26 protein-coding genes are annotated in these 25,560 nt (G+C 71.7%); 21 read left to right on the plus strand and 5 right to left on the minus strand.

Annotated features, from left to right (window positions below):
- Positions 1-56: 56 nt before the first annotated feature.
- On the minus strand, positions 57-530 hold the full coding sequence (locus EOE48_RS02005; protein WP_127727088.1) for a monooxygenase family protein: 474 nt from the start codon (positions 528-530) through the stop codon (positions 57-59).
- Positions 531-589: 59 nt separating this feature from the next.
- Here EOE48_RS02005 and EOE48_RS02010 point away from each other — a divergent pair, with 59 nt between their 5' ends.
- Entirely contained in the window at positions 590-1,132 is a 543-nt protein-coding gene (locus EOE48_RS02010; protein WP_246153895.1) for a TetR/AcrR family transcriptional regulator, read from the plus strand.
- Between the two features lie 219 nt (positions 1,133-1,351).
- A complete protein-coding gene (locus EOE48_RS29685) occupies positions 1,352-3,634 on the plus strand; it encodes a hypothetical protein (RefSeq protein ID WP_187371286.1) in 2,283 nt (760 codons plus the stop codon).
- Positions 3,635-3,682: 48 nt separating this feature from the next.
- Here the strand turns inward: EOE48_RS29685 and topA are convergent, their stop codons facing one another.
- Positions 3,683-6,457, minus strand: a complete 2,775-nt coding sequence (gene topA, locus EOE48_RS02020; protein ID WP_127727090.1) for a type I DNA topoisomerase — start codon at positions 6,455-6,457, stop codon at positions 3,683-3,685.
- A gap of 179 nt (positions 6,458-6,636) precedes the next feature.
- On the opposite strand from topA, the gene EOE48_RS02025 reads away from it, so the two are divergent.
- The 5 genes from EOE48_RS02025 (at position 6,637) to dprA (ending at position 11,388) form a co-directional block, all read left to right on the plus strand.
- Positions 6,637-7,584 (plus strand): aspartate carbamoyltransferase catalytic subunit, encoded by a 948-nt coding sequence (locus EOE48_RS02025; RefSeq protein WP_127727091.1) that lies wholly within the window; start codon positions 6,637-6,639, stop codon positions 7,582-7,584.
- 210 nt (positions 7,585-7,794) lie between these two features.
- Positions 7,795-8,202: an endonuclease domain-containing protein gene (locus EOE48_RS02030; RefSeq protein WP_127727092.1), complete on the plus strand. Its 408-nt coding sequence runs from the start codon at positions 7,795-7,797 to the stop codon at positions 8,200-8,202.
- Positions 8,199-9,488, plus strand: coding sequence for a dihydroorotase (locus EOE48_RS02035; protein ID WP_127727093.1), 1,290 nt, complete (start codon positions 8,199-8,201; stop codon positions 9,486-9,488). The genes EOE48_RS02030 and EOE48_RS02035 overlap by 4 nt, the downstream gene beginning before the upstream one ends.
- A complete protein-coding gene (plsY, locus tag EOE48_RS02040) occupies positions 9,488-10,084 on the plus strand; it encodes a glycerol-3-phosphate 1-O-acyltransferase PlsY (protein WP_127727094.1) in 597 nt (198 codons plus the stop codon). The genes EOE48_RS02035 and plsY overlap by 1 nt, the downstream gene beginning before the upstream one ends.
- A gap of 122 nt (positions 10,085-10,206) precedes the next feature.
- A complete protein-coding gene (gene dprA, locus EOE48_RS02045) occupies positions 10,207-11,388 on the plus strand; it encodes a DNA-processing protein DprA (protein ID WP_127727095.1) in 1,182 nt (393 codons plus the stop codon).
- Between the two features lie 185 nt (positions 11,389-11,573).
- On the opposite strand, the gene ruvX is transcribed toward dprA, so the two are convergent.
- Entirely contained in the window at positions 11,574-12,062 is a 489-nt protein-coding gene (gene ruvX / locus EOE48_RS02050; protein WP_127727096.1) for a Holliday junction resolvase RuvX, read from the minus strand.
- Between the two features lie 50 nt (positions 12,063-12,112).
- On the opposite strand from ruvX, the gene EOE48_RS02055 reads away from it, so the two are divergent.
- Together EOE48_RS02055 and EOE48_RS02065 are read left to right on the plus strand one after the other, a co-directional pair.
- Positions 12,113-12,814 (plus strand): metal-dependent hydrolase, encoded by a 702-nt coding sequence (locus EOE48_RS02055; RefSeq protein WP_127727097.1) that lies wholly within the window; start codon positions 12,113-12,115, stop codon positions 12,812-12,814.
- A 228-nt stretch (positions 12,815-13,042) separates the two neighbouring features.
- Positions 13,043-15,421 carry a hybrid sensor histidine kinase/response regulator gene (locus tag EOE48_RS02065; RefSeq protein WP_127727098.1) on the plus strand — a complete coding sequence of 793 codons (2,379 nt, stop codon included), beginning with the start codon at positions 13,043-13,045 and terminating at the stop codon, positions 15,419-15,421.
- Positions 15,422-15,424: 3 nt separating this feature from the next.
- Here the strand turns inward: EOE48_RS02065 and EOE48_RS02070 are convergent, their stop codons facing one another.
- Positions 15,425-16,018, minus strand: a complete 594-nt coding sequence (locus tag EOE48_RS02070; protein ID WP_127727099.1) for a pyridoxamine 5'-phosphate oxidase family protein — start codon at positions 16,016-16,018, stop codon at positions 15,425-15,427.
- A gap of 196 nt (positions 16,019-16,214) precedes the next feature.
- Between EOE48_RS02070 and EOE48_RS02075 the strand changes: the two genes are divergently transcribed.
- From EOE48_RS02075 to EOE48_RS02085, 3 genes are all read left to right on the plus strand, one after another.
- Entirely contained in the window at positions 16,215-16,667 is a 453-nt protein-coding gene (locus EOE48_RS02075; protein WP_127727100.1) for a hypothetical protein, read from the plus strand.
- A gap of 167 nt (positions 16,668-16,834) precedes the next feature.
- Positions 16,835-17,623, plus strand: coding sequence for an urease accessory protein UreD (locus EOE48_RS02080; RefSeq protein WP_127727101.1), 789 nt, complete (start codon positions 16,835-16,837; stop codon positions 17,621-17,623).
- Positions 17,624-17,709: 86 nt separating this feature from the next.
- Positions 17,710-18,330, plus strand: coding sequence for an urease subunit gamma (locus tag EOE48_RS02085; protein ID WP_127727102.1), 621 nt, complete (start codon positions 17,710-17,712; stop codon positions 18,328-18,330).
- A gap of 68 nt (positions 18,331-18,398) precedes the next feature.
- Here the strand turns inward: EOE48_RS02085 and EOE48_RS02090 are convergent, their stop codons facing one another.
- Positions 18,399-19,532 (minus strand): RNA ligase, encoded by a 1,134-nt coding sequence (locus EOE48_RS02090; RefSeq protein ID WP_187371287.1) that lies wholly within the window; start codon positions 19,530-19,532, stop codon positions 18,399-18,401.
- Positions 19,533-19,670: 138 nt separating this feature from the next.
- Between EOE48_RS02090 and ureC the strand changes: the two genes are divergently transcribed.
- From ureC to EOE48_RS02135, 9 genes are all read left to right on the plus strand, one after another.
- Positions 19,671-21,398 (plus strand): urease subunit alpha, encoded by a 1,728-nt coding sequence (ureC, locus tag EOE48_RS02095; protein ID WP_127727104.1) that lies wholly within the window; start codon positions 19,671-19,673, stop codon positions 21,396-21,398.
- A gap of 26 nt (positions 21,399-21,424) precedes the next feature.
- Positions 21,425-21,907: a DUF29 domain-containing protein gene (locus EOE48_RS02100; RefSeq protein ID WP_127727105.1), complete on the plus strand. Its 483-nt coding sequence runs from the start codon at positions 21,425-21,427 to the stop codon at positions 21,905-21,907.
- Positions 21,907-22,383 carry a DUF29 domain-containing protein gene (locus EOE48_RS02105; protein WP_127727106.1) on the plus strand — a complete coding sequence of 159 codons (477 nt, stop codon included), beginning with the start codon at positions 21,907-21,909 and terminating at the stop codon, positions 22,381-22,383. The genes EOE48_RS02100 and EOE48_RS02105 overlap by 1 nt, the downstream gene beginning before the upstream one ends.
- On the plus strand, positions 22,380-22,871 hold the full coding sequence (locus EOE48_RS02110) for a DUF29 domain-containing protein (protein WP_127727107.1): 492 nt from the start codon (positions 22,380-22,382) through the stop codon (positions 22,869-22,871). The genes EOE48_RS02105 and EOE48_RS02110 overlap by 4 nt, the downstream gene beginning before the upstream one ends.
- Positions 22,868-23,383: an urease accessory protein UreE gene (locus tag EOE48_RS02115; RefSeq protein ID WP_127727108.1), complete on the plus strand. Its 516-nt coding sequence runs from the start codon at positions 22,868-22,870 to the stop codon at positions 23,381-23,383. The genes EOE48_RS02110 and EOE48_RS02115 overlap by 4 nt, the downstream gene beginning before the upstream one ends.
- The gene (locus EOE48_RS02120; protein WP_246153896.1) at positions 23,325-24,062 is read left to right on the plus strand and encodes an urease accessory protein UreF; all 738 of its coding nucleotides are present in this window, start codon (positions 23,325-23,327) and stop codon (positions 24,060-24,062) included. Before EOE48_RS02115 ends, EOE48_RS02120 begins: the two co-directional genes overlap by 59 nt.
- Before the next feature lie 16 nt (positions 24,063-24,078).
- The gene (locus tag EOE48_RS02125; RefSeq protein ID WP_127727109.1) at positions 24,079-24,438 is read left to right on the plus strand and encodes a tRNA-binding protein; all 360 of its coding nucleotides are present in this window, start codon (positions 24,079-24,081) and stop codon (positions 24,436-24,438) included.
- Positions 24,439-24,450: 12 nt separating this feature from the next.
- Positions 24,451-25,062: an urease accessory protein UreG gene (ureG, locus tag EOE48_RS02130; protein ID WP_127727110.1), complete on the plus strand. Its 612-nt coding sequence runs from the start codon at positions 24,451-24,453 to the stop codon at positions 25,060-25,062.
- Between the two features lie 94 nt (positions 25,063-25,156).
- Positions 25,157-25,558 (plus strand): hypothetical protein, encoded by a 402-nt coding sequence (locus EOE48_RS02135; RefSeq protein WP_127727111.1) that lies wholly within the window; start codon positions 25,157-25,159, stop codon positions 25,556-25,558.
- Positions 25,559-25,560 lie beyond the last annotated feature (2 nt).

The raw sequence follows: 25,560 nt of genomic DNA on the forward strand, positions 1-25,560 counted from the left end.
TGCGACGAAACAAGACACTAAGCGGACGAAGCGTTGGCCTGCCAACGCAAGTCTGGTTAGCGGACGCGCCGGTCGGCGTCGTCGCGCAGGCGCTCGCGGCTCGACAGGAACGGGCCGACCGGCCGGCGGACCGGCGCGAAGGCGGCGAGGCCCTGGCGGTCGGGCATCTCGACGTAGATCGCCTCGAAGCCGCCGCGGGCGCTGAAGGTCTCGTGCCAGAAGCCGCAGCCCTGCGGGTCCTTGAGGAAGCTCTTCCACCACACGCCGTGCGGCGCCTCGCGGGTAAACCGTTCGAGGCTGTCGAAGTCGCGCCAGTGCTGCCGGATGCCGATGTGGTTCCAGCCGAACAGGAACCGCTGGTCGAACAGCAGCCCGTCCGGCGGATCGCGCCGGATCGCCGACAATCCCCGGCCAAGATCGGGCAGCGCCCGCAACGCCCGGACGCGGCGCAGCCTGAGCCCGAGCAGGATCACCACGAGGTCGGGATGGCCCGACAGGTCGACGGTCTCGCGCAGGGCGGCGGGTTGCATCGGCGGGTCTTCCTTGCTTACGGTGTAAGCATAGGTCGGAACGTTTACGGTGTAAACAGGTGGAGAGCGACAGGACCGATCTGCGCCGGGTGCTGGTGCGCGAGGCGATGGCGCTGCTGGGCGACGGGGCGGCCGAGATCAGCCTGCGCAGCGTCGCCCGGGCGGCCGGCGTGTCGGCGATGGCGCCGTACCGCCATTTCCCCGACAAGGCGGCGCTGCTCGGCGCGGTGGCCGAGGAGGGTTTTCGCGCATTGCAGGCCGAGCTGGAGGCCGCCGACGACTCGGCGCGGGGCGCCGATGCGCTGGTCGCGCAGGGCTTGGCCTACATCGCCTTCGCGGCACGGCACCCGGCCCTGTTCCGCCTGATGTTCGCCGCCCGCGACACCGCCTGCATCCCGCGCGAGGCCGGCGACGGCGCCTACGGCGTGCTCGCGCGCCGCGTCGCGGCACTCTCGCCCGGGGACCGCGAGGCGCGCACCCTCGGCTGCTGGGCGATGGTGCACGGCCTTGCCACCCTGAGCCTCGACGGACGCCTCTCCGCCGGCCTGGACGAGGTCCGCTTGGTGCTGGCGCTGCTCACCCGGGATCTCGGAGAAGAGTGACGCGGAGGATCCTTCACCGACGATTCACGAGGACACGAGAGATCCGCGCACCTTCACGCTTCGCACACCGCCCGCCCCGAAGGTGACGACCAGACGGCACCGGCGATCGGCCCGCGCCGCGCGAGAAGGTCCTCGATGTCCATCGGTTCAGAGACTCCCGCCTCCTCTTCGGCGATCGGAAATCAGCTGTCCGCATTCGCTCTCGCCGCCGCTGAACTGGTGCATGCGAACCGGCAGACAGCCTACGACTACGACAAGACGCTGGGCATCGCCAACACCCCACCGAATATCGGGTTCGGCACCGACGGCCAGTTCATGTCGTACGTGGATTGCTCGACCTGGGTGAACTACGCCCTCTCGTCGGTCTCGCCGATCCACGCGGCAGTCATCAGCGCCGAACGCGACGACCCGATCTTCAACCAGACGGTCCATCCCTACGGCTCCGGCGCGCTCTCGCTCCAGCAATCCCTCGAACCGTGGCCGCAGGCCTACGTCCACACGCATTTCTTCGAGACGCTGGCGAACACCGCCAACGGCTTCTCCCAGGTGACCGAGATCGGCAAGCTCCGGGCCGGCGACATCCTGGCCTGGGCTCTCGGCATCTACACCGACCCGGGCAAGACCGACGCCCATACGACCGAGTCGCTGACCAAACCCAACGACACCGGCCACGTCATGGTGGTTTCGGGCGACGCGGTTCTCTACAAGGCCGCCGGAGCGGACGCCCTGGACGCGAACCTGATGACGGGACTCGGCAGCGATGCCTCGGGCCGGTCCTACGCGATCTACCTCCTGCCCGTCGTCGATTCCAGCGACGTGCCCCACGCCCGCCTCGGAAGCGATCCGAGCTATGGCCAGGACTTCGCCGACAGCCGCGACTACGTCCTGCCGGAGACGGCGCCTGCGACGGCCAAGACCGGCGGCCTCGGCACCGGTGCAATCTACTTCAGCGTCGACGAGACCGGGACGATCCAGCAGTTCCGCTTCGACGCCAACAGGTACGATTCGTGGAACACAGTCAGCGCGGGGGGCACCACGCCGGCGCTGACCGTCGCGGCGGCGCATCTCGAGGACAGCATCACGCTTCCCGGGGCGGTGAACGGGCACGGCGCCAACCTCGTCGTCGACCTGCTGCCCAACGCGAGCCCGACCCTCGACAGCGACGTCTCCTACAACCTCACCCCGCTCACCATCACGGGGGCCGGCGGGCTCGAACTGACGGGATCCGGCACCCTCACCCTCACCGGCGACAACAGCTACGCCGGCGGCACCTGGTTGAACGGCTCGGCGACCCTGGTCCTCGGCAGCGCCACCGGGGCCGGCACCGGCGCGATCACCTTCGGCACCGGCGCGCAGACGCTGGAGATCGGCGCGGGCGCCCTGCCGGAGAACCGCATCCGCGGCTTCGGCCTGTGGGACGGGATCGACCTGCAGGATGTCGCCTACGGCGACGGCACGCTGACCTACGACGCCGCGGCCGGCCGCCTGAGCCTGACGCAGGACGGCGCCGTGGCGGCGAGCCTTGCGATCGACGCCGCGCCCGTCGGCACCCGGTTCGTGACCGCGCGGGACGGCGACGGATCGACGCTGGTGCAGGTGCAGCAGGTCGCGACGGTGACGGATGACGCCGCCGGACGCACCATCGACCTCCTCGATGCCGGGGGCCTCTCGGACGGCCTCGCTACCGGCGGGTCGGATCTGGTGCGCTACGGCGGCGCCGGGACGATCGACCTGCCGGACGGCATCGAGTCGGCGCTCCTCACCGGCGACAGCGATAGCGGGGCGAACGGCAACGGCGCCGACAACCGCCTGACCGGCAATGCCGGCACCAACACCCTGGCGGGAGCCGGGGGCGCGGACGTCCTGTTCGGCAATGCCGGCAACGACCTCGTGCTCGGCCAGGACGGCAACGACTTCCTCGGCACGGGTTCGGGCAACGATTTCGGCTCGGGCGGGTGGGGCAACGACGAGGTCCACGGCGAGGAGGGCAACGACCTGCTGTTCGGCGACGACGACAACGACGGCGTCTACGGCGAGGACGGCGACGACCGGGTCTACGGCGGCACCGGCAACGACTACCTGACGGGCGACGCCGGCAACGACCTCGTCCGCGGCGAGACGGGCGAGGACCGGCTGTTCGGCGGCGAGGGCGGCGACGACCTCTCGGGCGGGGCCGGCGCCGACACGATCGAGGGCGGCGATGGAGCCGACCTCCTGTTCGGCAACAGCGGCGACGACGTGCTGACCGGCGGGGCGGGGGCGGACATCTTCGGGTTCGGGCGCGGCGACGGGCGCGACCGCATCCTCGACTTCGTGCCCGGCGGGTCGGAGGCCGACGTGATCGCGTTCAACGGCGGGGTGTTCGCCGACTTCGCGGCCGTGCAGGCGGCGAGCCGTCAGGAGGGGGCGGACGTGGTGATCGCCTACGGGGGCGGCGACGCGCTGACGCTTCAGGGCGTGCAACTCGGCGCGCTCTCGGCCGCGAACTTCGTCCTGGCATAAACCAACGGGGAGGAAGGGCCCTCCGGCCCCTTCCTCCCGTTCACGCCCCTACTCGCCGGCGACCGCCTTCTTGGCCGCGGTCGGCTTGGTTGCCGGCTTCTTGGTTGCCGGGTTCTTGGCTGCCGGGTTCTTGGCTGCCGGCTTCTCGGCCGGGCTCTTCTTGGTGGCCGGCGCCGCGTCCCCGTCCGCCTTGGCCGCCGTCTTGACAGTCGACTTGGCCGTCGTCTTGGCGGGAGCCTTGCGGGCGCCGCCGCGGGCCGGAGCCTTCTTCTTGGTGCCGCCGGCCTCGCGGCGGGCGGCGAGGAGCGGCAGCGCCTCCTCCAGGGTGACGGCCTCGGCGCTCGTGCCCTTCGGCAGGGTGGCGTTGGTCTCGCCGTCGGTGACATACGGACCGTATTTGCCCGCCTTCACCGTGACCGCGTTGCCGTTGGTCGGGTCGGTGCCGAGCGGCCGGCCCGGATCGGCCGCCGGCCGGCCGCGTCCGCCGCCCTGCTCCTTCTGCACGATGAGGTCGATGGCGCGGTTGGCGCCGATCTCCAGCACGTCGTCATCACGGCCGAGATTGGCGTAGGTCTTGCCGTGCTGGACGTAGGGCCCGTAGCGGCCGAGATTGGCGAGGATCGGCTCGCCGGTCTCGGGATGGCGGGCGACCTCGCGGGGCAGCGCCAGCAGCTTGAGCGCCGTCTCGAAGTCGAGGGAGGCCGCCGACACGCCCTTCGGAAGCGACGAGCGCTTCGGCTTCTCGGCGCCCTTCTCGGCGCCGGCCTCGCCGAGCTGCACGAACGGCCCGAAGCGGCCGTCGCGGACGCTGACCGGCAGGTTGGTCGCCGGATCGGTGCCGAGCACCCGTACGCCGGGCTGGCCGCCCTCGCCGGACGTGCCCTCCCCGTCGCCCTCGACGCTGCTCGCCGCGAGCTGGCGGGTGTACTTGCATTCCGGGTAGTTCGAGCAGCCGACGAAGGCGCCGAACTTGCCGAGCTTGAGCGAGAGCTGGCCCGAGGCGCAGTTCGGGCAGGCGCGCGGATTGCCGCCGTCCTGCTTGGGCGGGAAGATGTGCTCGCCGAGCAGCTCGTTGAGCGCCTCCAGCACCTCGGAGGTGCGCAGTTCCTTGGTCCCGGCGATGGCCGCCGAGAAGTCGCGCCAGAACTCGCGCAGCACCTCGCGCCAGTTGATCTCGTCGTTGGAGACCCGGTCGAGCTGCGTCTCGAGGTCGGCGGTGAAGTCGTACTCGACGTAGCGCCGGAAGAAGCTCTCGAGGAAGCCGGTGACGAGGCGGCCCTTGTCCTCCGGCACGAGGCGCTTCTTGTCGAGGCGGACGTATTCGCGGTCGCGCAGCACCTGCAGCACGGCGGCGTAGGTCGAGGGCCGGCCGATGCCGAGCTCCTCCATCCGCTTGACGAGGCTGGCTTCGGAATAGCGCGGCGGCGGCTCGGTGAAGTGCTGGGTCGCGGCGATGCGCTCGCGGCGCAGGGCGTCGCCCGCCGCCATCGCGGGCAGCCGGCGGGTCTCCTCGTCCTCCTCGTCGTCCTTGCCCTCCTGGTAGAGGGTGAGGAAGCCGTCGAACTTCACCACCTGCCCGGTGGCGCGCAGGTCGATCCGCCGCGGGCCGACCATCGCCTGCACGTCGACGGTGGTGCGCTCCAGCTCGGCCGATTCCATCTGGCTCGCGACGGTGCGGATCCAGATCAGCTCGTAGAGCTTCGCCTGCTCCGGTTCGAGGTAGCGCCCGACCTCCTTCGGCAGCCGGCCCATGTCGGTCGGGCGCACCGCCTCGTGGGCCTCCTGGGCGTTCTTGGCCTTGGTGCTGTACTTGCGCGGCGCCGCCGGCAGGTACTTTTCGCCGTATTCGCGGCCGATCACCGTGCGCGCGTCGGCGACCGCCTCCGGCGCCATGTCGACGCCGTCGGTCCGCATATAGGTGATGAGCCCGACCGTCTCTCCGCCGATCTCGGTGCCCTCGTAGAGCCGCTGGGCGATCCGCATCGTCTGGGCCGGGGCGAGGCCGAGCTTGCGCGACGCCTCCTGCTGCAGGGTCGAGGTGGTGAAGGGCGGCTGCGGGTGGCGCTTGGCGGGCTTCGCCTCCACCGAGGCGACCGAGAACACCGCGAGTTCGAGGTCGCGCTTGAACGCCTCGGCCTCGGCCCCGGTGCCGACGTCGAGGCGCTGGATGCGCTTGCCGTCGGCGCCGACGAGGCGGGCCTCGAACACCGCCCCGGCCTCGGTCGCGAGCGTCGCGACGAGCGACCAGTATTCCCGCGGCTTGAAGGTCTCGATCTCGCGCTCGCGCTCGCAGACGAGGCGCAACGCCACCGACTGCACGCGGCCCGCCGAGCGGGCGCCCGGCAGCTTGCGCCACAGCACCGGCGACAGGTTGAAGCCGACGAGGTAGTCGAGGGCGCGCCGGGCCAGATAGGCGTCGACCAGCGCCTGATCGATCACCCGCGGCTGGGCCATCGCGGTCTGGATCGCGTCGCGGGTGATGGCGTTGAAGGTCACGCGCTCGACCGGCACGTCCTTGAGCGCCTTCTTGGCCTGGAGCGCCTCCAGCACGTGCCAGGAGATCGCCTCGCCCTCGCGGTCGGGGTCGGTGGCGAGAATCAGCTTCTCGGCGCCCTTCACCGCCTTGGCGATCTCTGAGACGCGCTTGGCGCCGCGATCCTCCAGCTCCCACAGCATGTGGAAGTCCTGCTCGGGATCGACCGAACCGTCCTTCGCCGGCAGGTCGCGGATGTGCCCGAACGAGGCCAGCACCTCGTAGTCGCGGCCGAGATACTTGTTGATCGTCTTGGCCTTGGCCGGCGACTCGACGACGACGACTTTCATGAACGGCTTGCCTCTTTCCGAGCACACCGCTTCCGGGCGATCTTCGACTTGGGCGGGCGCGCGGCACCTCAAGGGAGGGCCGCAGCCCGGGAGAAGTGGGTGAAGGCCGGCCGGATGTCAAATCGCAGGTCCTCGTCCTTGCGGGGCCTCGCGCACGCTCCTATAGCCCTTCGCTCAGGATGAGCACCGCGACCCGCCCCGGCTTCCCCCACCGCCACCTGCTCGGCATCGAGGGCCTGTCACCCCTCGACATCGCCGCCCTGCTCGACCGTGCCGACGAGGCGGTCGAGATCAGCCGGCAGATCGAGAAGAAGCGCGCCACCCTGCGCGGCCGCACCCAGATCAACCTGTTCTTCGAGCCCTCGACCCGGACGCAGTCGTCGTTCGAGCTCGCCGGCAAGCGCCTCGGCGCCGACGTGATGAACATGTCGGTGGCCTCGTCCTCGGTGAAGAAGGGCGAGACGCTCATCGACACCGCCGCGACCCTGAACGCCATGCGCCCCGACATCATCGTGGTGCGCCACCATCAGGCCGGCGCGGTCCACCTGCTCGCCCGCAAGGTCGACTGCGCGGTGGTCAATGCCGGCGACGGCGCCCACGAGCATCCGACCCAGGCGCTCCTCGACGCCCTGACCATCCGCCGCAACAAGGGCCGGATCGAGGGGCTGGTGGTGGCGATCTGCGGCGACGTCCTGCATTCGCGGGTGGCGCGCTCGAACATCATCCTGCTCCAGGCGCTCGGCGCCCGGGTGCGGGTGATCGGCCCGTCCACGCTGCTGCCGCCCGGCATCGAGCGGTTCGGGGTCGAGGTGTTCACCGACATGCGCGCCGGCTTGAAGCACGCCGACATCGTGATGATGCTGCGGCTCCAGCGCGAGCGGATGAACGGCTCGTTCGTGCCCTCGGTGAAGGAATACTTCCGCTATTTCGGCCTCGACGGCGACAAGCTGCGCGAGGCGAGGCCCGACGCCCTGGTGATGCATCCCGGCCCGATGAACCGCGGCGTCGAGATCTCGTCGGAGGTCGCGGACGGGGCGCAATCCCTCATCAGGGAGCAGGTCGAGATGGGCGTGGCGGTGCGGATGGCGGTGCTGGAAGCGCTGGCCACCCACCTGCCGAATGCGTGAGGCGCCCAACCCTCCCCCCTCTGCGGGGGAGGGTGGCGAGCGGAGCGAGCCGGGAGAGGGGAGCGCGACGCTGATCCAGGGGGGCGCCCTACAAGGCTGCCGAGCCAGATCCGGAAGCGGCGTCCCCTCTCCCGCCCCGCATCCGCGGGGCACCCTCCCCCGCAGAGGGGGGAGGGAGACGACCCGGGTTTGACGTGGAGATCGCCGGCGATGGACGAGGACCAGAAACGCAATCCGGTCTCCCCTCGTCTGAGGCATTTCGCGCGCGGCCAGCGTCGCCTCGCGACCCGGGCCGAGGACCTGTTCTGGACCCAGGTCAGGGCCGGTCGCCTGGACGGCCACAAGTTCAAGCGGCAGGTGCCGGTCGCCCCCTACATCGTCGATTTCCTCTGCACCTCGGCCCGTCTGGTGGTGGAGTTCGACGGCGAATCGCACGAGACCGAGGAGCGGCGGAAGCGCGATGCCGCCCGTGACGCGTGGCTGCGAAGCCAGGGTTTCGCCGTGCTCCGCTTCACCAACGACGACTTCCTCGGCAATCCGCAACTCACCCTGGATGCCGTCTCCGACGCGATCCGCCGTCGCGACAGCGCCACGATGACAGATCCTCAGCCCCGATGACGACCCTCCTCACCAACGCCCGCCTCCTCGACCCTGCCACCGGCCGCGAGGGTCCCGGCGCCGTCCTCGTCCGCGACGGCGTGATCGCCGACGTGCACTGGGGCCGGCCGGCCTCCCTGCCAGAAGGCGCCACCGTGATCGACGGCGGCGGCCACGTGCTGGCCCCCGGCCTCGTCGATCTGCGCGCCTTCGTCGGCGAGCCCGGCGCCGAGCACCGCGAGACGCTCGCCAGCGCCAGCGCGGCGGCCGCGGCCGGCGGCGTCACGACACTCGTGTGCATGCCCGACACCAACCCGGTGATCGACGGGCCGGCGATTGTCGACTTCGTGCTGCGCCGCGCCCGCGACACCGCCAGCGTCAACGTCCTGCCGGCCGCCGCGATCACCAAGGGGCTCGCCGGCCGCGAGATGACCGAGTTCGGCCTTCTCTCCGAGGCCGGCGCCGTCGCCTTCACCGACGGCCTCAAGGGCGTCACCAACGCCCAGGTGATGCGCCGCGCCCTGACCTATGCCCGTGACTTCGGCGCCCTGCTGATGCAGCACGTCGAGGAGCCCGACCTCGTCGGCGACGGGGTGATGAACGAGGGCGAGATGGCCTCGCGCCTCGGCCTGCACGGCATCCCGCGCGAGGCCGAGACGATCCTGCTGGAGCGCGACATCCGCCTCGTGCGCCTCACCCGCGCCCGCTACCACGCCGCGATGATCTCGTGCGCCGATTCGGTCGAGATCGTGCGGCGGGCGAAGGAGGACGGGCTGCCGGTGACCTGCGGCGTGTCGATCAACAACCTCGTCCTCAACGAGAACGACATCGGCCGCTACCGCACCTTCTGCAAGCTTTCGCCGCCGCTCCGCGACGAGGCCGACCGCGGCGCGGTGGTGGCGGCTCTGGCCGAGGGGGTCATCGACGTGATCGTCTCCGACCACAACCCGCAGGACGTCGAGACCAAGCGCCTGCCCTTCGCCGAGGCCGAGGACGGGGCGCTCGGCATTGAGACCCTGCTCGCCGCCGCCCTGCGGCTGGTCCATGCCGGCGCGGTGCCGCTGCCGCGCCTGCTCGCCGCCCTGTCGTCGTCGCCCGCCGCCCTGCTCGGCCGGCCCGCCGGCCGCCTCGCCCCCGGCGCGCCCGCCGACCTCGTGCTGTTCGACCCCGACGAACCCTACGTGCTCGACAAGCGCGAACTGAGATCCCGCTCCAAGAACTCGCCCTTCGACGAGGCGCGGCTGCAGGGCCGCGCCCTGCTCACCCTCGTCGGCGGCCGCGTCGTCCACCGGCACGAGGCGGCGTGATGACGGGCACGTGGCTCCTCCTCGCCGCCCTGGCCGGCGGCTACCTGTGCGGGTCGATTCCCTTCGGCCTCATCCTCACCCGGCTCGCCGGCCTCGGCGACGTGCGGGCGATCGGGTCTGGCAACATCGGCGCCACCAACGTCCTGCGCACCGGCAACAAGGGGCTCGCCGCCGCGACGCTGCTCCTCGACGCCCTCAAGGGCACCGTGCCGGTCCTGGTCGCCGGCCGCCTCGCGGGACCTGACGCCGCGCTGGCCGCCGGGCTCGGCGCCTTCCTCGGCCACCTGTTTCCGGTCTGGCTCGGGTTCAAGGGCGGCAAGGGCGTCGCGACCTTCATCGGCGTGCTGCTCGCCCTGTCGCCCCTCGGCCTCCTCGTCTTCGCCGCCCTGTGGCTCGGCCTCGCGTTCTGGCTGCGCTACTCCTCCGCCTCGGCCCTGACCGCGAGCGCGGCGACGCCGCTCGTCCTCGCCGCCACCGGCGAGACCCGCACGGCGCTGCTGTTCATCCTGCTCGCCGCCCTGCTATGGTGGAAGCACGCGCCCAACATCCGCCGGCTCCTCGACGGCACCGAAGGGCGGATCGGGCAGAAGGGCTGACCAGCACCCCGCCCCCAACCAAGCGGAATTGCGTCACGCAATCCCGCTTGCTTACGGTTAAGCATCATTTTTGCCGCCGAAACGGCGACCATTTCGGCGAATGATGCCAGGGGGCAGGCGGGATGCAACTCTCCGACGCGCAGCGCCTCGACTGGCTGCGGCTGATCCGTGCCGAGGGGGTGGGCCCGCGGACCTTCCGCGGGCTGGTCAACCGCTTCGGCGGCGCCGGGGCCGCCCTCGACGCCCTGCCGGGCCTCGCCCGGGCCCGCGGCAAGGGCGTGCGGATCCCGAGCCGCAGCGACGCCGAGCGCGAGATCGCCGCCGCCGCCCGCCTCGGCGTGCGCTTCGTCGCCACCGGCGAGCCCGACTATCCGACCCCGCTCCAGGCCACCGACGACGCGCCGCCGCTGCTCGCCGTGCGCGGCACCGTCGCCGCCCTGCGCCGGCCCGCGGTGGCGATCGTCGGCTCGCGCAACGCCTCCGCCGCCGGCCTGACCTTCGCCGAGCGCCTCGCCCACGCCTTCGGCGAGGAGGGACTGGTCGTCGTCTCGGGCCTCGCCCGCGGCATCGACCTGCGCGCGCACAGCGGTGCGCTCGCCTCGGGCACGGTCGCGGTCCTGGCCGGAGGCCACGACCGCATCTCGCCCGCCGACCATGCCGGCCTCGTCGACCGCATCCTCGACCATGGCGGCGCCGTGGTGGCCGAGATGCCGCTCGGCTGGGAGCCCCGCGGCCGCGACTTTCCCCGGCGCAACCGCATCATCTCGGGCCTCGCCCTCGGCACCGTGGTGGTCGAGGCGGCGCGGCGCTCCGGCTCGCTCATCACCGCCCGCTTCGCCCTGGAGCAGGGCCGCGAGGTGTTCGCGGTGCCGGGCTCGCCCCTCGATCCCCGCGCCGAGGGCACCAACGACCTGATCCGCCAGGGCGCCACCCTGTGCGCGGCGCCCGAGCACGTCCTCACGGTGCTCGCGCCCCTGATCGCCGGCGACCCGGCGCCCGAGCGGATGGAGGACGGGCCGCGCCCGGAGGCCGACCTGTACTGGGACGAGACCGACTTCTTCACCGAGGCGCCCGAGCCGCCGCCGCCCGCCGGCCTCGGCGAGCCGCCCGCCCCGGCGCCGGTCGCGCGACCGGACGACGACCGCGCCCGGCTGCTCGCCATGCTCGGCCCGGCCCCGGTCCCGACCGACACCCTCGCCCGCCTCGCCGGCCTGCCGGCGCGCACGGTGTCGGGCCTGCTGATGGAACTGGAACTCGACGGTCTGGTCACGCGCCACGGGGGCGGGACGGTGTCGCTGCGGTGAGGACCGGTCCCCGAGCCTGAACTCTCCCCCTATGCGGCAGGGCTATCCGGGGAAAATTCTTTTCAAAATCAAGCGCGGGATCCCCCTCTCCCACTCGGGAGAGGGGAGATGCGCCACTTCTTCTACCTGCACAGCCATGCGCAGAGGGGAAAGGTTCGCGCGCAGTGACTGCCGGCCACAGAGCCCTATTCCGGCGCCGGATCCTCCCACGCCATGTCCGCCAGCACGTCGAGACACCCCTGGAGGATGTACGCGGCGGCGAGCTTGTCGACGAGGTCGCCCCGGCGGGCCCGCGAGGCATCCGCCTCCAGTAGTGTGCGGGTGACGGCCGCCGTGGACAGGCGCTCGTCCCACAGCAGCACCGGCAGCGGCAGGATCGGCTTGAGGTTGCGCACGAAGGCACGGGTCGATTGCGCCCGCGGCCCCTCGCTGCCGTCCATGTTGAGCGGCAGGCCGATCACCAGCCCGCCGATCGCGTGACGCCCGGCGACCTCCACCAGCCTCGCGGCGTCGGGGGTGAACTTCACCCGCTTGATCGTCTCCAGCGGCGAGGCGATCCGGCGCCCGGCATCCGACAGGGCGAGGCCGATGGTGCGGGTGCCGAGGTCGAGCCCGAGCAGGCGCGTCGCCGGGCCGGCGGCGGCGACGAACGCCGCGGCATCCTCCCGGTTCACAGGGCGCCTCCCCGGCCTACCTTGCGGGTGTCCTGTCCGGAGACTCCGCCATGCGCATCACCTGGTTCGGCCATTCCGCCTTCCGCCTCGACTTCGGATCCTCGCACGTCCTGATCGATCCGTTCTTCACCGGCAACCCCGCCTTCGAGGGCGACCGGGCCCAGGCGGTGGCGGGCGCGACCCACATCCTCGTCACCCACGGCCACGGCGACCATGTCGGCGACACCGTCGAGATCGCCGGCGAGACCGGCGCCAAGGTGGTGACGAACTACGACCTGTGCATGTGGCTCGGCTCGAAGGGCGTGAGCGCCCTCGACCCGATGAACACCGGCGGCACCACCGATCAGGGCGAGTTCCGCGTCACCCTGGTGCGGGCCGACCACTCGGCCGGGATGAGCGAGGCCGGCGTCACCGTGCCGCTCGGCCTGCCCAACGGCATCGTCGTGCGCGCTCCCGGCGAGCCGACCGTCTACCACATGGGCGACACCGACATCTTCGGCGACATGGCGCTGATCCAGGAACTCTACCGCCCCGACGTGCTGATGGTGCCGATCGGCGACCGCTTCACCATGGGGGCCGAGACCGCCGCGCTCGCGGTGCGCCGGTTCTTCTCGCCCAAGGCGGTCTTCCCCTGCCACTACGGCTCGTTCCCGATCATCGACCCGAGCGCCGACGCCTTCGTGGCGGCGATGGACGGCAGCGGCGTGCAGGTGGTGGTGCCGAACAAGGGCACGGCGGTCACGATCGGCTGACGTCCGCCTCAGCAGATTCCGCAAAAGTGGCTGCCGGTCTTGCGGTAAAAATCTGCGACAAAACAAGAATCTAAGCGGACGAAGCGGTGGCCTGCCAACGCAAGTCTGCTTAGCCCTGGAAACCCCGGCCCGCCCGGACATATCCGTCCGGCGGGCCGGCCGTGCCCGGCCCAGCCCTGCGACGGAACCCCGGATGCCCCACCTCACTCCGCCCGCCGGTCCCGCCCGATGACCGGCGACCCGACCGAATCCCTGCGCGCGGACGATTACCGCAACCTCGCCGAGTCGCTGCCGCAACTGGCCTGGATCGCCGATGCCGGGGGCGACCTGCTCTGGTACAATCAGAGGTGGTACGACTACACTGGAACCACCCTCGAGGAGATGCGCGGCTCGGGCTGGCGCAAGGTCCACCATCCCGACCACCTCGCCCGGGTCGAGGCCCGGTTCCGGCGGGCCTTCGAGTCCGGCGAGCCCTGGGAGGACACGTTCCCGCTGCGGTCGCGCGACGGCTCGTACCAGTGGTTCCTGTCTCGCGCCCAGCCGTGGCGCGACGCGGCCGGCGCCATCGTGCGATGGTACGGCACCAACACCGACATCAGCCGCCGGCGGGCCACCGAGGAGCGCCTGCGCCACTCGCAGGAGCGATTCCGGGCCCTCGTCGACAGCGCCGCGGCGATCATCTGGTCGACCGACGCCGCCGGCGCCCTGGCTCCGGGCCAGTGGCGCTGGACCGCCTATACCGGCCAGAGCGACGAGGAGGCCCAGGGCTGGGGCTGGATCGAGGCGCTCCATCCCGACGACCGGGCGCGGGCCGCCGAGGTGTGGTCGCGGGCGGTCGAGACGCGCACGATCTACGAGGTCGAGTACCGCATGCGCCGCCGCGACGGCGCGTGGCGCCACATGGACGTCCGCGCCGCCCCGGTGAAGGGCGAGGACGGCACGATCCGCGAATGGGTCGGCATGCATGCCGACATCACCGAGCGCAAGGAGGCCGAGGCGGCGGTCGAGCAGGCCCGGCAGGCGGCGGAGGCGGCCAACCGGGCCAAGAGCCAGTTCATCGCCAACATGAGCCACGAGCTGCGCACGCCGCTCTCGGCCGTCATCGGTTATTCCGAGATGCTGGGCGAGGAGTTGGAGGATCTCGGCCAGGCCGCCCTGCTGCCCGACCTGCGCAAGATCGAGGCCTCGGCCCGCCACCTGCTCGGGCTCATCAACGACGTGCTCGACATCTCGAAGATCGAGGCCGGGCGGATGACCGTCGCGGCCGAGGACTTTTCCGTCGACGCGATGGTCGGCGACGTGGTGGCGGCGACCGAGTCGCTCGTCGCCAAGAAGCGCAACCGCCTCGTCCTCGACCTCGCCGACGACCTCGGGGCGATGCACCAGGACCAGACCAAGATCCGGCAATGCCTCGTCAACCTGCTCGGCAACGCCGCCAAGTTCACCGAGGACGGCACCGTCACCCTGCGGGCCCGCCGCGACACGGACGAGGGCGCGGACCGGATCACGTTCTCGGTGATCGATACCGGCATCGGGCTCACGCAGGAGCAGATCGGCCGGCTGTTCGAGCGCTTCTCCCAGGCCGACGAATCCACCACGCGCCAGTTCGGCGGCACCGGGCTCGGGCTCGCCATCACGCGGGCGTTCTGTCAGCGGATGGGCGGCGACATCGCGGTGACCTCGACCCACGGCGAGGGCTCGGCCTTCACGATCCGGCTGCCGGTGGTGCTCGTCGACGGCGACGGCGAGGCGAGCGACCAGGAGGTCGCGGCGACCCTCGCCGAGGCGGCCGAGGCCGAGCGGCACGACGTGGTGCTGCTCGTCGACGACGACCCGGCCGCCCGCGACCTGCTCTCGCGCTTCCTCGAACGGGAGGGGTTTCGCGTGCGCACCGCCAGCGACGGGCGCGCCGGCCTCACCCTCGCGCGGGCGCTGAAGCCCCGGGCGATCCTGCTCGACATCGAGATGCCGCGGATGGACGGCTGGTCGGTGCTGCACGCGATCCGCAGCGACCCGGATCTCGCCGGCACCCCGGTCATCATGACCTCGGTGGTCAACGAGCAGGGGCTCGGCCGGGCGCTCGGCGCCACCGACTACCTCGTCAAGCCGATCGACTGGGACCACCTGAAGGAGGTGATGGACCGCTACCGATCGCCGGGTACCGCCGGGACGGTTCTGCTCGTCGACGACGACGCCGACGCCCGCGACCGCCTGCGCCGCAGCCTCGCCCGCGACGGCTGGACGGTGCACGAGGCCGAGAACGGCGCGATCGCGCTGGAACGCCTCGACGAGGAGCGCCCGTCGCTGATCCTCCTCGACCTGATGATGCCGGTGATGGACGGCTTCGCGTTCCTGTCGCGCCTGCGCGCCCGGCCTGACGGCGACGTGCCGGTGGTGGTCTTGACCGCCAAGGACATCACCCCGGAGGAGCGCGAGCGCCTGGGCCGCGACACCGAGCGGGTCATCGTCAAGGGCAGCGTGTCCCTCGGCGAGATCGGCCGCCACCTGCGCACGATCTACGCGGTCCAGAACCAGGAACCGGTGCCGGCGGCGCTCCAGGGGCTGATCGACGAACTCGAGGCCCGCACCGGCCCGCCGGGCGGGTGAGCCTTACGGCGTGATCCACTCGCCCCGGACACCCTCGCTCCCGAGCGCGAACCGGGACCGGCGGTGGCCGGCATGGGCGAGGTAGAGGACATCGAACCGCTCGACCGCGACCGCGACGGCGGTGAACTGCGCCCGCCCGGCCTCGCCCGGGTCGCCCTCCGGCATGGCGTAGCCGCCGCCGGCGTCGAGCGGGGTGCCGGGCCCGGGCGCGATGCCGTAGCAGGCCCGGCTGATCGGGCGCGAGCCCGCCCAGGCGGCGTCCGCCACCGCGTCGTCGTGGTGGAGCCGGGCCACCCCCTCGATCCGGACCTGGATCTTGGCGCCGGCCTCGTAGACGTGCAGCGACACGCGCGGGTCGCGGGCGATCTCCCCGACCTTGTCGGAGCGCCGGTCGGCGTGGAAGCGCAGCCGGCGCTGCGCCGGGTCGACGGCCCGCAGCACCACGGTGCGCAGGCGCGGGCGGCCATCGAGCCCGACCGTGGCGAGGGACGGCGTGTGGAAGGCGCCGCGGCGGTGGGCCGCCCCGTCCGCCAGCAGGCGCCACGCCTCGGCGAGGGTCGCGTCGAGGTCGTCGTAGAACGGCGGCAGGTCGCTCATCGGTCGTCCCCGGGCTCGCATCGGTCGGGGCGAGATGGCGCGCGGCGCCGCCTCGGCAATCGGGGCCGGTAGCGAAGCGGTAACCGTGCCCGCGGGCACGCCCGCTCCCGGAACCGAACGTTAGGCTTGCGGCTTGTCCATGGGAAACGGCCAAGGTGTCGGCACCGGCCGATCGGGTTTCTCTGGGACGAGCGTGATGACGATCCGCACGATGATTCTCGGGCTCGCCGCGGGCACGCTGGCCGCGGGCGCGGCGCTCGCCGCCGATCCGGGTCCCCTCGCCTTCGCGCCGGACGTCCCGCTCGCCGCGCCGCCCGCCCGGATCGTCGCCGGGCCGGTCTGCGCCTGCCGGGTCGCGCCGCGCCGCGTCGTCCGCGCCGCCCCCCGCCGCCGGGTCGCGGCCGTGTGGCGGCGCCCGCGCGTGGTCGTGGAAGCCCCGATCCAACAGGACGGCGGTCCCTCGCCGCGCTCGATCGATTTCGGCTACAGCGCCGTCGGCTACGCCTATGGCGACGGCTTCGCCAGCGGCACCGCCCCGTTCCCCGGTGGGGCGCGCGGCCACGCGGCGCCGCGGCGCTCCACCTGGGGACCGGCCTGGGGGCCCTACAACACCGACACGGTGCCGGCCTACGGCGTCGGCTGGTTCTGAAGTCTCTTCGCACGAGGCCGGGACTTGCGTTTCGGCCCGCGGCCACGCTCTAAGCAGGGACGCAGGGCCGCGTCCGGCCCGCGGAGCCGACGCCCCTGACCGATTCCTCTCCGAGCGAGTCCTCGCCGTCCTGGCCGCAGCGTCAGCGCTCCCAGGGCCGCGTCGCCATGGCGGCGGCGCGGATGCCCGGCGGCGCCACGCGGCTGACCGACCTCGCCGAGGCCGGCCCGCTGCGCCTGCGCCTGCCGCGCACCGCCCCAGGCCCACTGGAGGCGGTTCTGCTCAACAGCGCCGGCGGCATCGCCTGCGGCGATCATTTCCGGGTCGAGGCCGATCTCGCCCCCGGCGCCGACCTCGTGCTGACCTCGACCGCGGCGGAAAAGATCTACCGGTCGGACGGACCGACGACCCGGCTCGACGTCGCCCTGACCGTCGCCGACGGCGCGGCCCTGGCGTGGTTGCCGCAGGAGACGATCCTGTACGATGGCGTCCGGCTGCACCGCCGTCTCGACGCCGCCTGCGCCGAGGGCGCCACGCTCACCGTGTTCGAGGCGATGGTGTTCGGCCGCGCCGCCCGCGGCGAGGTCCTGACCCACGGCGCCGTGCGCGACGACTGGCGGGTGACCCGCGGCGGGCGGCTCGTCTACGCCGATTCGTTCCGGCTCGACGGCCCGCTCTCGGACCACCTGTCGCGGCCGGCGCTGGCCGGCGGCGCCCGGGCGAGCGCGACCTTGCTGCATCTCGCGCCCGATGCCGAGTCGCGCCTCGACGCGGTCCGCGACCTGATCGAGGCCGCCGGATGCCCCGATCTCGCGGTCGAGGCCGGGGCGAGCGCCTGGAACGGGTTCCTCGTGCTCCGCCTGCTCGCCCGCGACATCCGCGGCCTGCGGGTCGCCGCGATCCGGATCCTGGAAGGGTTTCGCGCCCGCCCGCTGCCGCGGGTCTGGCAGACCTGAAATCCCGGCTCGCGTCTTGCTTGACCGCCCGGCCGCGTGAAGGATGGGCCATCCCTGCGTCACCCGCGACAACGAGGACACCGACCGTGCTGCTGACCCCCCGCGAGAAGGACAAGCTCCTCGTCGCCATGGCGGCGATGGTCGCCCGCAACCGTCTGGCCCGGGGCGTCAAGCTCAACCATCCCGAGGCGGTGGCGCTCATCACCGACTTCGTGGTCGAGGGCGCCCGCGACGGCCGCACCGTCGCCGAGCTGATGCAGGCGGGCGCCGGCGTGCTCACCGCCGATCAGGTCATGGAGGGCGTGCCCGAGATGATCCACGACATCCAGGTCGAGGCGACCTTCCCGGACGGCACCAAGCTCGTCACCGTGCACCACCCGATCCGCGGCGCGCCCTCGGCCGAGGTGCCGGGCGCCGTGACGACGCCGGACGGCGAGATCGTGTTCAACGAGGGGGCGCCCCGCACGCTGATCGAGGTCGCCAACACCGGCGACCGGCCGATCCAGGTCGGCTCGCACTACCACTTCTTCGAGGTCAACCCGGCACTCCGCTTCGACCGCGACAAGGCCCGCGGCCAGCGCCTCGACATCGCCCCCGGCACCGCGGTGCGGTTCGAGCCCGGCTCGACCCGCGAGGTGTCGCTGGTGCCGCTGGGCGGCGGGCGGGCGGTGTACGGGTTCCGGGGCGACGTGATGGGGTCGCTGTGAGTCTGATGGCCCAGACGGTCGTGTGGCGGCCGGTGCCGGGGAGGAGGCAGTATCCCCGGCACCGGGTTTCACGTCTCCAACTCCGGCAGGGCCAGCCCTTCCACGGACCACGTCAAGGCGAACAGATCCCGGATCGCATCGACCTTCGGGTCGCTCTTTGCAGCCTGAGCCAGCATATCGACAATCACCCGGGCAGGATCGCGACCGTCGAATGCAGCGAATACCGCTCCCGTCAGGCGTCGATCGAAGCGGGACAGGGCCAGAGCCGCGAACTCCTTCCTCGGCAGGTCGCGATGTTCCGCCGCGAAATCGGCGATCGCCCCCGCATGGGCGGCAATGCCCGCATTGACCGCGGCCTGATAAGCCAGAACCCGGGCGGCAATGTCGGGCGGGAGGATCGCCACGACATCGTCGACGGCCTGGGTGGCCACCCAGGCCAGGACGTTCTTCTCGAGATGGATGCCGGCGATGGCGCGATGGCGCAGGACGTACCCATCGGTCTTGAGCTTCAGCCGGTGCCCGCTCTCGAAGCAGACGACGTAACCCTCGATCCCGGCCTCCCTGCGCGCCTGCGCGATGAACGCTGCCGCGTCCGCGATCGGGTCGACTTCGACGACGACAGGGACGCCGAAACGTTCACCCAGGCGCACGATCTCGGCACGCGGAAGATACCGGCCCGACACCATCTCCCGCGCGGCCAGCAGAGTGAGCGCCGGAGAATCGTAGGCAACGACGACCCGGTTGTCCGGCGACGTGAATTCGAAGATCGGCGTGATGCCGCCCTCGATCAGGAAGCGCGACAGGTCCAGAGTTCCCGGCTCGGCATGATGCCGGGCCATGATCGCTTGTGCCGATTCTCCCTTGCGGGTCATGAACGCGAGACGACCATCGAGGATCACCGGGTGGATCATCGATCCGTCGAGCTTGGCGAGCAGTCCGTGCGGCGCCGACCAGTCGGTATCCTCGATCCGTTCCCGCTCACCGATGTTGAAGAACTTGTGGAACGGACGTCCGATGATCCTGCCGGAGCGGTCGAACTTCAAGCCCCGGCATTCGAGCGACACCCCGCAACTGAACGTCTCCGGGACCGCGTAGACGTAGTCCACGACGGTGTGATCGGCCCGGCGCGACACCACGAACCCGCGCTCGAAGGAGATGAAGGGCTCGACGTCCTCAAGGCTACGGATAGCCGCAAAATCCACGGAGATCTCCTCATTCCGGTCTCGACCGTGTCCCCAACGAGACGCCGTCATCGTAGGACACCGGGCCGACCTTCCGCTAGGTTCCTGAGCTTCGCCGCGGCTCGCAACTCTCTTCACGCATCCTGAGGTCCCCGGCCCATGTCCAACACGCCCAAACCCGCCAGCCTCTCCCGCGACGCCTACGCGGCGATGTTCGGGCCGACCAAGGGCGACCGGATCCGCCTCGCCGACACCGCGCTCGTCATCGAGGTCGAGCACGACCACACCCGCTACGGCGAGGAGGTGAAGTTCGGCGGCGGCAAGGTGATCCGCGACGGGATGGGGCAGAGCCAAGCCAGCAATGCCGGCGGCGCCGTCGACACGGTCATCACCAACGCCGTCGTCCTCGACCATTGGGGCATCGTGAAGTGCGACGTTGGCCTGAAGGGCGGGCGGATCGCGGCGCTCGGCAAGGCCGGCAACCCGGACATCCAGGACGGCGTCACCATCGTGGTCGGGCCCGGCACCGAGGTCATCGCGGGCGAGGGCAAGATCCTCACGGCGGGCGGGTTCGACAGCCACATCCACTTCATCTGCCCGCAGCAGATCGACGAGGCGCTGAATTCCGGCGTCACCACGATGCTCGGCGGCGGGACGGGCCCGGCCCACGGCACCTTCGCCACCACCTGCACGCCGGGCCCCTGGCACATCGCCCGGATGATCGAGGCGGCCGACGCCTTCCCGATGAACCTGGCGTTTGCCGGCAAGGGCAACGCCTCGAAGCCCGACAGCCTGGAGGAGATGATCCGGGCCGGCGCCTGCGCGCTCAAGCTGCACGAGGACTGGGGCACCACCCCGGCGGCGATCGATTGCTGCCTGTCGGTCGCCGACGCCCACGACATCCAGGTGATGATCCACACCGACACGCTCAACGAATCGGGCTTCGTCGAGGACACGATCGCGGCGTTCAAGGGCCGCACCATCCACGCCTTCCACACCGAGGGCGCGGGCGGCGGCCACGCGCCGGACATCATCAAGGTGGCGGGGCTGGCGAACGTGCTGCCCTCCTCCACCAACCCGACCCGGCCCTACACCCGCAACACCATCGACGAGCATCTCGACATGCTGATGGTGTGCCACCACCTGTCGCCGTCGATCCCGGAGGACCTCGCCTTCGCCGAGAGCCGGATCCGCCGCGAGACCATCGCCGCCGAGGACATCCTGCACGACATCGGCGCGCTCTCGATGATGTCGTCGGACAGCCAGGCGATGGGCCGGGTCGGCGAGGTCGTCATCCGCACCTGGCAGACCGCCGACAAGATGAAGCGCCAGCGCGGCGCCCTGCCGGGCGACGCGTCGGGCCACGACAACGCCCGGGCCAAGCGCTACGTCGCCAAGTACACGATCAACCCGGCGATCGCCCACGGCATCTCGCGCCATGTCGGCTCGGTCGAAGTCGGCAAGCTCGCGGATCTGGTTCTGTGGTCGCCGGCCTTCTTCGGGGTCAAGCCCGACCTCGTGGTCAAGGGCGGCGCCATCGCGGCGGCTCCCATGGGCGACCCAAACGCCTCGATCCCGACGCCGCAGCCGGTGCATTACCGGCCGATGTTCGGCGCCTTCGGCCGGGTGCCGGCCTCGACCGCCCTCACCTTCGTGTCGAAGGCGGCGATCGAGGACGGGCTCCGGGAGAAGCTCGGGGTCGCCAAGCAGATGGTGGCGGTCGAGAACGTCCGCGGCGGCATCTCGAAGAAGAGCATGATCCACAACGACGCCACCCCGGTGATCGAGGTCGATCCCGAGACCTACGACGTGCGCGCCGACGGCGAGCTGCTGGTCTGCGAGCCGGCCGAGGTGCTGCCGATGGCGCAGCGCTACTTCCTGTTCTGAGATAGGATAGGGCGAGGAGCCCGCCGATGCCCAAGCTCGCCGAGAGGCCGCCCGGGGCCGCGGCCTCGTCTGAGGCCGACTTCTACCGCTGGACGCAGGAGCAGGCGGCCCTGCTGCGGGCCGGGCGCTGGTCGGCGCTCGACCGCGACGCGCTGGCGGAGGAGATCGCCGATCTGGGCGGATCGCAGAAGTCGGAGATCCGCAGCCGCCTCACCGTCCTCCTCCAGCACTTGCTGAAATGGGAGTTCCAGCCACAGCATCGGAAATACGGCTGGCGGGCGACGATCATCGAACAGCGGGTCAGCCTCGCCGACGTCCTGGAGATGAGCCCGAGCCTGGGACGCTGGCCGGGAGAGGTTCTGGCGAGGGCCTACCGCCTCGCCCGGGTGCGGGCGGCCGAAGAGACGGGATTGCCGGAGCAAGCCTTTCCGGCGGCCTGCCCCTACAGCCTCGACCGGATCCTCGACGACGGGTTCTATCCGGGGCCCGAGGAACGGGACGTGGTGTGATGGGCCTGCACGACCTCGACGATCGGCCGGCCACCACCCGCCGGCGACCGGCCGGGCTCTACGAAGCCGACTTCCATCGCTGGACGCAGGAACAGGCGCGGGCCCTGGACGTGCGGGACCACGCCGCGCTCGACATCCGCAACCTGATCGACGAGGTCGAGAGCGTGGGCCGCAGCCAGCGCAACGCGATCGAATCCCACCTGCGGGTGCTTCTGATGCATCTGCTCAAGTTCCAGGTTCAGCCGGAGCGCGCGTCGCCGAGCTGGCGACACACGCTGAGGGCGCAGCGAGGGGCGATCACGCGCCTGATCCGGCGCAATCCCAGCCTGCGCGGCTATCCCGCCGAAATCCTGGCCGAGGTCTATCGCGACGCCGTGGAAGATGCGGCCCGGGAGACGAGGCTTCCGCAGGAGCGTTTCCCGGGATCCTGCCCTTTCCCGCTCGCCCGGATCCTCGATCCGGATTTCGAGCCATGACCGGTGTGGCGTTCGAGGCCGACCTCGCCGCCTGGGCCGAGGAACAGGCGCAGGCCCTCGCCGAGGGGCGCCTCGACGACCTCGACCACCCGCATCTCGCCGGCCTGCTCCGCGATCTCGGCGACCGCGACCGGCAGGAGGTCCGCGACCGGCTCGGTGTCATCCTGACCGGCCTCCTGCGCTGGGCCGTTCAGGTCGATCTCCGCTGTCACGGCTGGGCCGTCACGATCGGCACCCAGCGGCGGCGGGTGCTGCGGCTGCTGCGGGACAGCCCGAGCCTGCGATCCGCCCTTCCCGACCTGATCGCCACCGTCTATCCCGAGGCCAAGGCCCGTGCCGTTTTGGAGAGCGCCCTGTTCGACGATAGCTTTTCCGAGTCGTGCCCCTTCTCCGAAGCGGAGATTTTTGACGAATCCTGGCTGCCGGATCCCCACGGCGACGACCTCGTCCGGGGCGCCGGCTGGTGGCAGCGCGAGGTGATCCGGTGATCCGCGCCACCCGCGTCGTCCGCCGCGCCGATCTCGGGGCCGGCGAGATCGTCGACCGCATCGTCCTCGACCACGGTGACCGCCATCGCCGCCGAATGGCGATGCGCGGGCTCGGCGGCACCGCCTTCCTGCTCGACCTGCCCGAGCCGGTGCTGCTCGACGACGGCGACGCCCTGCGGCTGGAGGACGGCCGGCTGATCTGGGTCGAGGCGGCGCCCGAGCGGCTGCTGGAGATCCGCGCCGCCGACGACCACGCCCTCAAGCGGCTGATCTGGCACATCGGCAACCGCCACATCCCGGCCGAGATCGGCGCCGATGCGGTCTGGATCGCCCACGATCACGTGCTCGCAGCGATGGTCGAGGGGCTGGGCGGCACAGCGACGCCGGTCGAGCGGCCGTTCCGGCCCGAGGGCGGCGCCTATGCGGGCGGTCACGGGCACTCCCATGGCCATCATGACCACGACCATCACGACCACGGCCACGCGCACGGCCATCATCACCCGCATGGCTGAGGCGGTCCGCGACGCGCTGCTGCTGCTGGCGTGGCTCTCGCCGGGCTATCCGGTCGGGGCCTACGCCTATTCGCACGGGCTCGAATGGGCGGTGGAGGCCGGGGACGTGTGCGACGAGGCGAGCCTGCGCGACTGGCTCGCCGACGTGCTGGCGCACGGGGCCGGGCGCAACGATACGATCCTGGCCGCCCACGCCCACCGGGCGGCGGCGGCGGGCGACGCCCCTGCGCTGGCGGCGGTCAACCACCTCGCCCTCGCCCTGGCGCCGTCCCGCGAGCTGCACCTGGAGACCAGCCAGCAGGGGCGCTCGTTCCTCGACGCGACCGCGGCCGCGTGGCCGGTGCCGCCCCTCGCCGCCCTGTCCGCCGGCCTCGACGGGCCGGTCGCCTATCCGGTGGCGGTCGGGCTCGCGGCCGGCGCGCACGGGATCGCCCGCGCCACGATGCTGTCGGGCTTCCTCGGCGCCTTCGTGCAGAACCTCGTCTCGGCGGCCCTGCGCTGCGCCCCGATCGGCCAGAGCGCCGGCACCCGGGTCGTCGCGGCGCTGACGCCGCGGGTCGCTGCGCTCGCGCAGGAGGTCGAATCCCTCGGCCTCGACGCCCTCGGTACCGCGACGGTCCGGCTCGACCTCGGCTCGTTCCGGCACGAGACCCAGTACACCCGCATCTTCCGTTCCTGAGCAGGATTCCCGTCCCGTGAGCACCGACACGACCGCGCCGGACCCGATCGGCATCGACGATTTCCTCAAGCTCGACGTGCGGGCCGGCACGATCGTCGAGGCGGCGCCGATCCCGCAGGCGCGCCGCCCGGCCTACCGGCTGGTGATCGATTTCGGGGCCGAACTCGGCCTGAGGAAATCCTCGGCGCAGGTGACCGTGCATTACGCCGCTGACGAACTGGTCGGCCGGCAGGTGCTGGCGGTGGTCAACCTGCCGCCGCGCCAAGTCGGGCCGGTGCGCTCCGAGGTGCTGACCCTCGGCGTGCCGGACGCGGAGGGCGCGGTGGTGCTGGCGGTGCCCGAGCGCGCGGTGCCGAACGGCGTGCGGCTGTTCTGAGGGGAGCCTGAGATGTCCAACGCCAACGGACCCCTGCGGGTCGGCATCGGCGGCCCGGTCGGGTCGGGCAAGACCGCCCTGATGGAGGGCCTGTGCAAGGCCCTGCGCGACCGCTTCGACCTGTGCGCGATCACCAACGACATCTATACCAAGGAGGATGCCCGCCTTCTCACCGTGGCCGGCGCGCTGCCGGAGGAGCGGATCATGGGCGTCGAGACCGGCGGCTGTCCGCACACCGCGATCCGCGAGGACGCCTCGATCAACCTCGCGGCGGTGGCCGAGATGCGCCGGCGCTTCCCGGCCCTCGACCTGATCCTGATCGAATCCGGCGGCGACAACCTCGCGGCGACGTTCTCGCCGGAACTCGCCGACCTGACGATCTACGTCATCGACGTCGCCGGCGGTGAAAAAATCCCGCGCAAGGGCGGGCCGGGCATCACCCGCTCGGACCTGCTCGTGGTCAACAAGACCGACCTCGCCCCGATGGTCGGGGCCGATCTCGGCGTGATGGAGGCCGACACGCAGCGGATGCGGCGCGACCGCCCCTACGTGTTCGCCAGCATCCGCAACGGCGACGGGGTCGAGGCGGTGGCGCGGTTCGTCGTCGAGGCCGGGGGGCTGTAGGGCGACCAAGAGGCGGGTCGCCGGCCCGCCGGCGATCGCCTATCTGCGAGGCGTCGGGCCGTCAGAGCCCCGCCCCCGGAGGAAGCCCCGCGCCATGTCCATTCGCATCCCGACGCTGGCCGCCGCCCTGGTCCTGGCCGTGCCGGCCCAGGCGCAGATCCGCAACTCCCCGCCGCCGCGCTCGCTGGAGACCGCCGCCTACATCTTCGCCGCCGCCAACGTCTGCGGCTACCGGATCGGCGTGGCGCCGTTCGAGGGCGTGCTCGGCCGCTACGGCGTGACGATGGAGGACGTGCGCCCGCCCCGCGGCCCGTTCGGCGCCAAGGTCCAGACGCTGTTCGCCCTGATGTCGAACCAGATGATGCTCAACCGCGAGGCGGCCTGCCTCGCGGTGGCGGGCGAGTACGGGCCGGAGGGCAGCGTCGAGAAGGGCGTGCTCCTGCCGGCGGCGGTCGAGGCGCCCCCGGCCGCCGAGGGCACCGCGCCCAAGCCGTGACC

This window comes from Methylobacterium oryzihabitans (assembly GCF_004004555.2).
In the GTDB taxonomy this organism is placed as follows: Bacteria; Pseudomonadota; Alphaproteobacteria; order Rhizobiales; family Beijerinckiaceae; genus Methylobacterium; species Methylobacterium oryzihabitans.

Excerpts from the sequence above, each read along its gene's own strand:
- EOE48_RS02005 (WP_127727088.1), bottom strand. The coding sequence starts at position 530 with ATGCAACCCGCCGCCCTGCGCGAGACCGTCGACCTGTCGGGCCATCCC.
- topA (WP_127727090.1), bottom strand. The coding sequence starts at position 6,457 with ATGAAAGTCGTCGTCGTCGAGTCGCCGGCCAAGGCCAAGACGATCAAC.
- EOE48_RS02025 (WP_127727091.1), top strand. The coding sequence starts at position 6,637 with ATGAGCACCGCGACCCGCCCCGGCTTCCCCCACCGCCACCTGCTCGGC.
- EOE48_RS02030 (WP_127727092.1), top strand. The coding sequence starts at position 7,795 with ATGGACGAGGACCAGAAACGCAATCCGGTCTCCCCTCGTCTGAGGCAT.
- EOE48_RS02035 (WP_127727093.1), top strand. The coding sequence starts at position 8,199 with ATGACGACCCTCCTCACCAACGCCCGCCTCCTCGACCCTGCCACCGGC.
- plsY (WP_127727094.1), top strand. The coding sequence starts at position 9,488 with ATGACGGGCACGTGGCTCCTCCTCGCCGCCCTGGCCGGCGGCTACCTG.
- dprA (WP_127727095.1), top strand. The coding sequence starts at position 10,207 with ATGCAACTCTCCGACGCGCAGCGCCTCGACTGGCTGCGGCTGATCCGT.
- EOE48_RS02055 (WP_127727097.1), top strand. The coding sequence starts at position 12,113 with ATGCGCATCACCTGGTTCGGCCATTCCGCCTTCCGCCTCGACTTCGGA.
- EOE48_RS02065 (WP_127727098.1), top strand. The coding sequence starts at position 13,043 with ATGACCGGCGACCCGACCGAATCCCTGCGCGCGGACGATTACCGCAAC.
- EOE48_RS02070 (WP_127727099.1), bottom strand. The coding sequence starts at position 16,018 with ATGAGCGACCTGCCGCCGTTCTACGACGACCTCGACGCGACCCTCGCC.
- EOE48_RS02075 (WP_127727100.1), top strand. The coding sequence starts at position 16,215 with ATGACGATCCGCACGATGATTCTCGGGCTCGCCGCGGGCACGCTGGCC.
- EOE48_RS02080 (WP_127727101.1), top strand. The coding sequence starts at position 16,835 with ATGGCGGCGGCGCGGATGCCCGGCGGCGCCACGCGGCTGACCGACCTC.
- ureC (WP_127727104.1), top strand. The coding sequence starts at position 19,671 with ATGTCCAACACGCCCAAACCCGCCAGCCTCTCCCGCGACGCCTACGCG.
- EOE48_RS02100 (WP_127727105.1), top strand. The coding sequence starts at position 21,425 with ATGCCCAAGCTCGCCGAGAGGCCGCCCGGGGCCGCGGCCTCGTCTGAG.
- EOE48_RS02105 (WP_127727106.1), top strand. The coding sequence starts at position 21,907 with ATGGGCCTGCACGACCTCGACGATCGGCCGGCCACCACCCGCCGGCGA.
- EOE48_RS02110 (WP_127727107.1), top strand. The coding sequence starts at position 22,380 with ATGACCGGTGTGGCGTTCGAGGCCGACCTCGCCGCCTGGGCCGAGGAA.
- EOE48_RS02120 (WP_246153896.1), top strand. The coding sequence starts at position 23,325 with ATGACCACGACCATCACGACCACGGCCACGCGCACGGCCATCATCACC.
- ureG (WP_127727110.1), top strand. The coding sequence starts at position 24,451 with ATGTCCAACGCCAACGGACCCCTGCGGGTCGGCATCGGCGGCCCGGTC.
- EOE48_RS02135 (WP_127727111.1), top strand. The coding sequence starts at position 25,157 with ATGTCCATTCGCATCCCGACGCTGGCCGCCGCCCTGGTCCTGGCCGTG.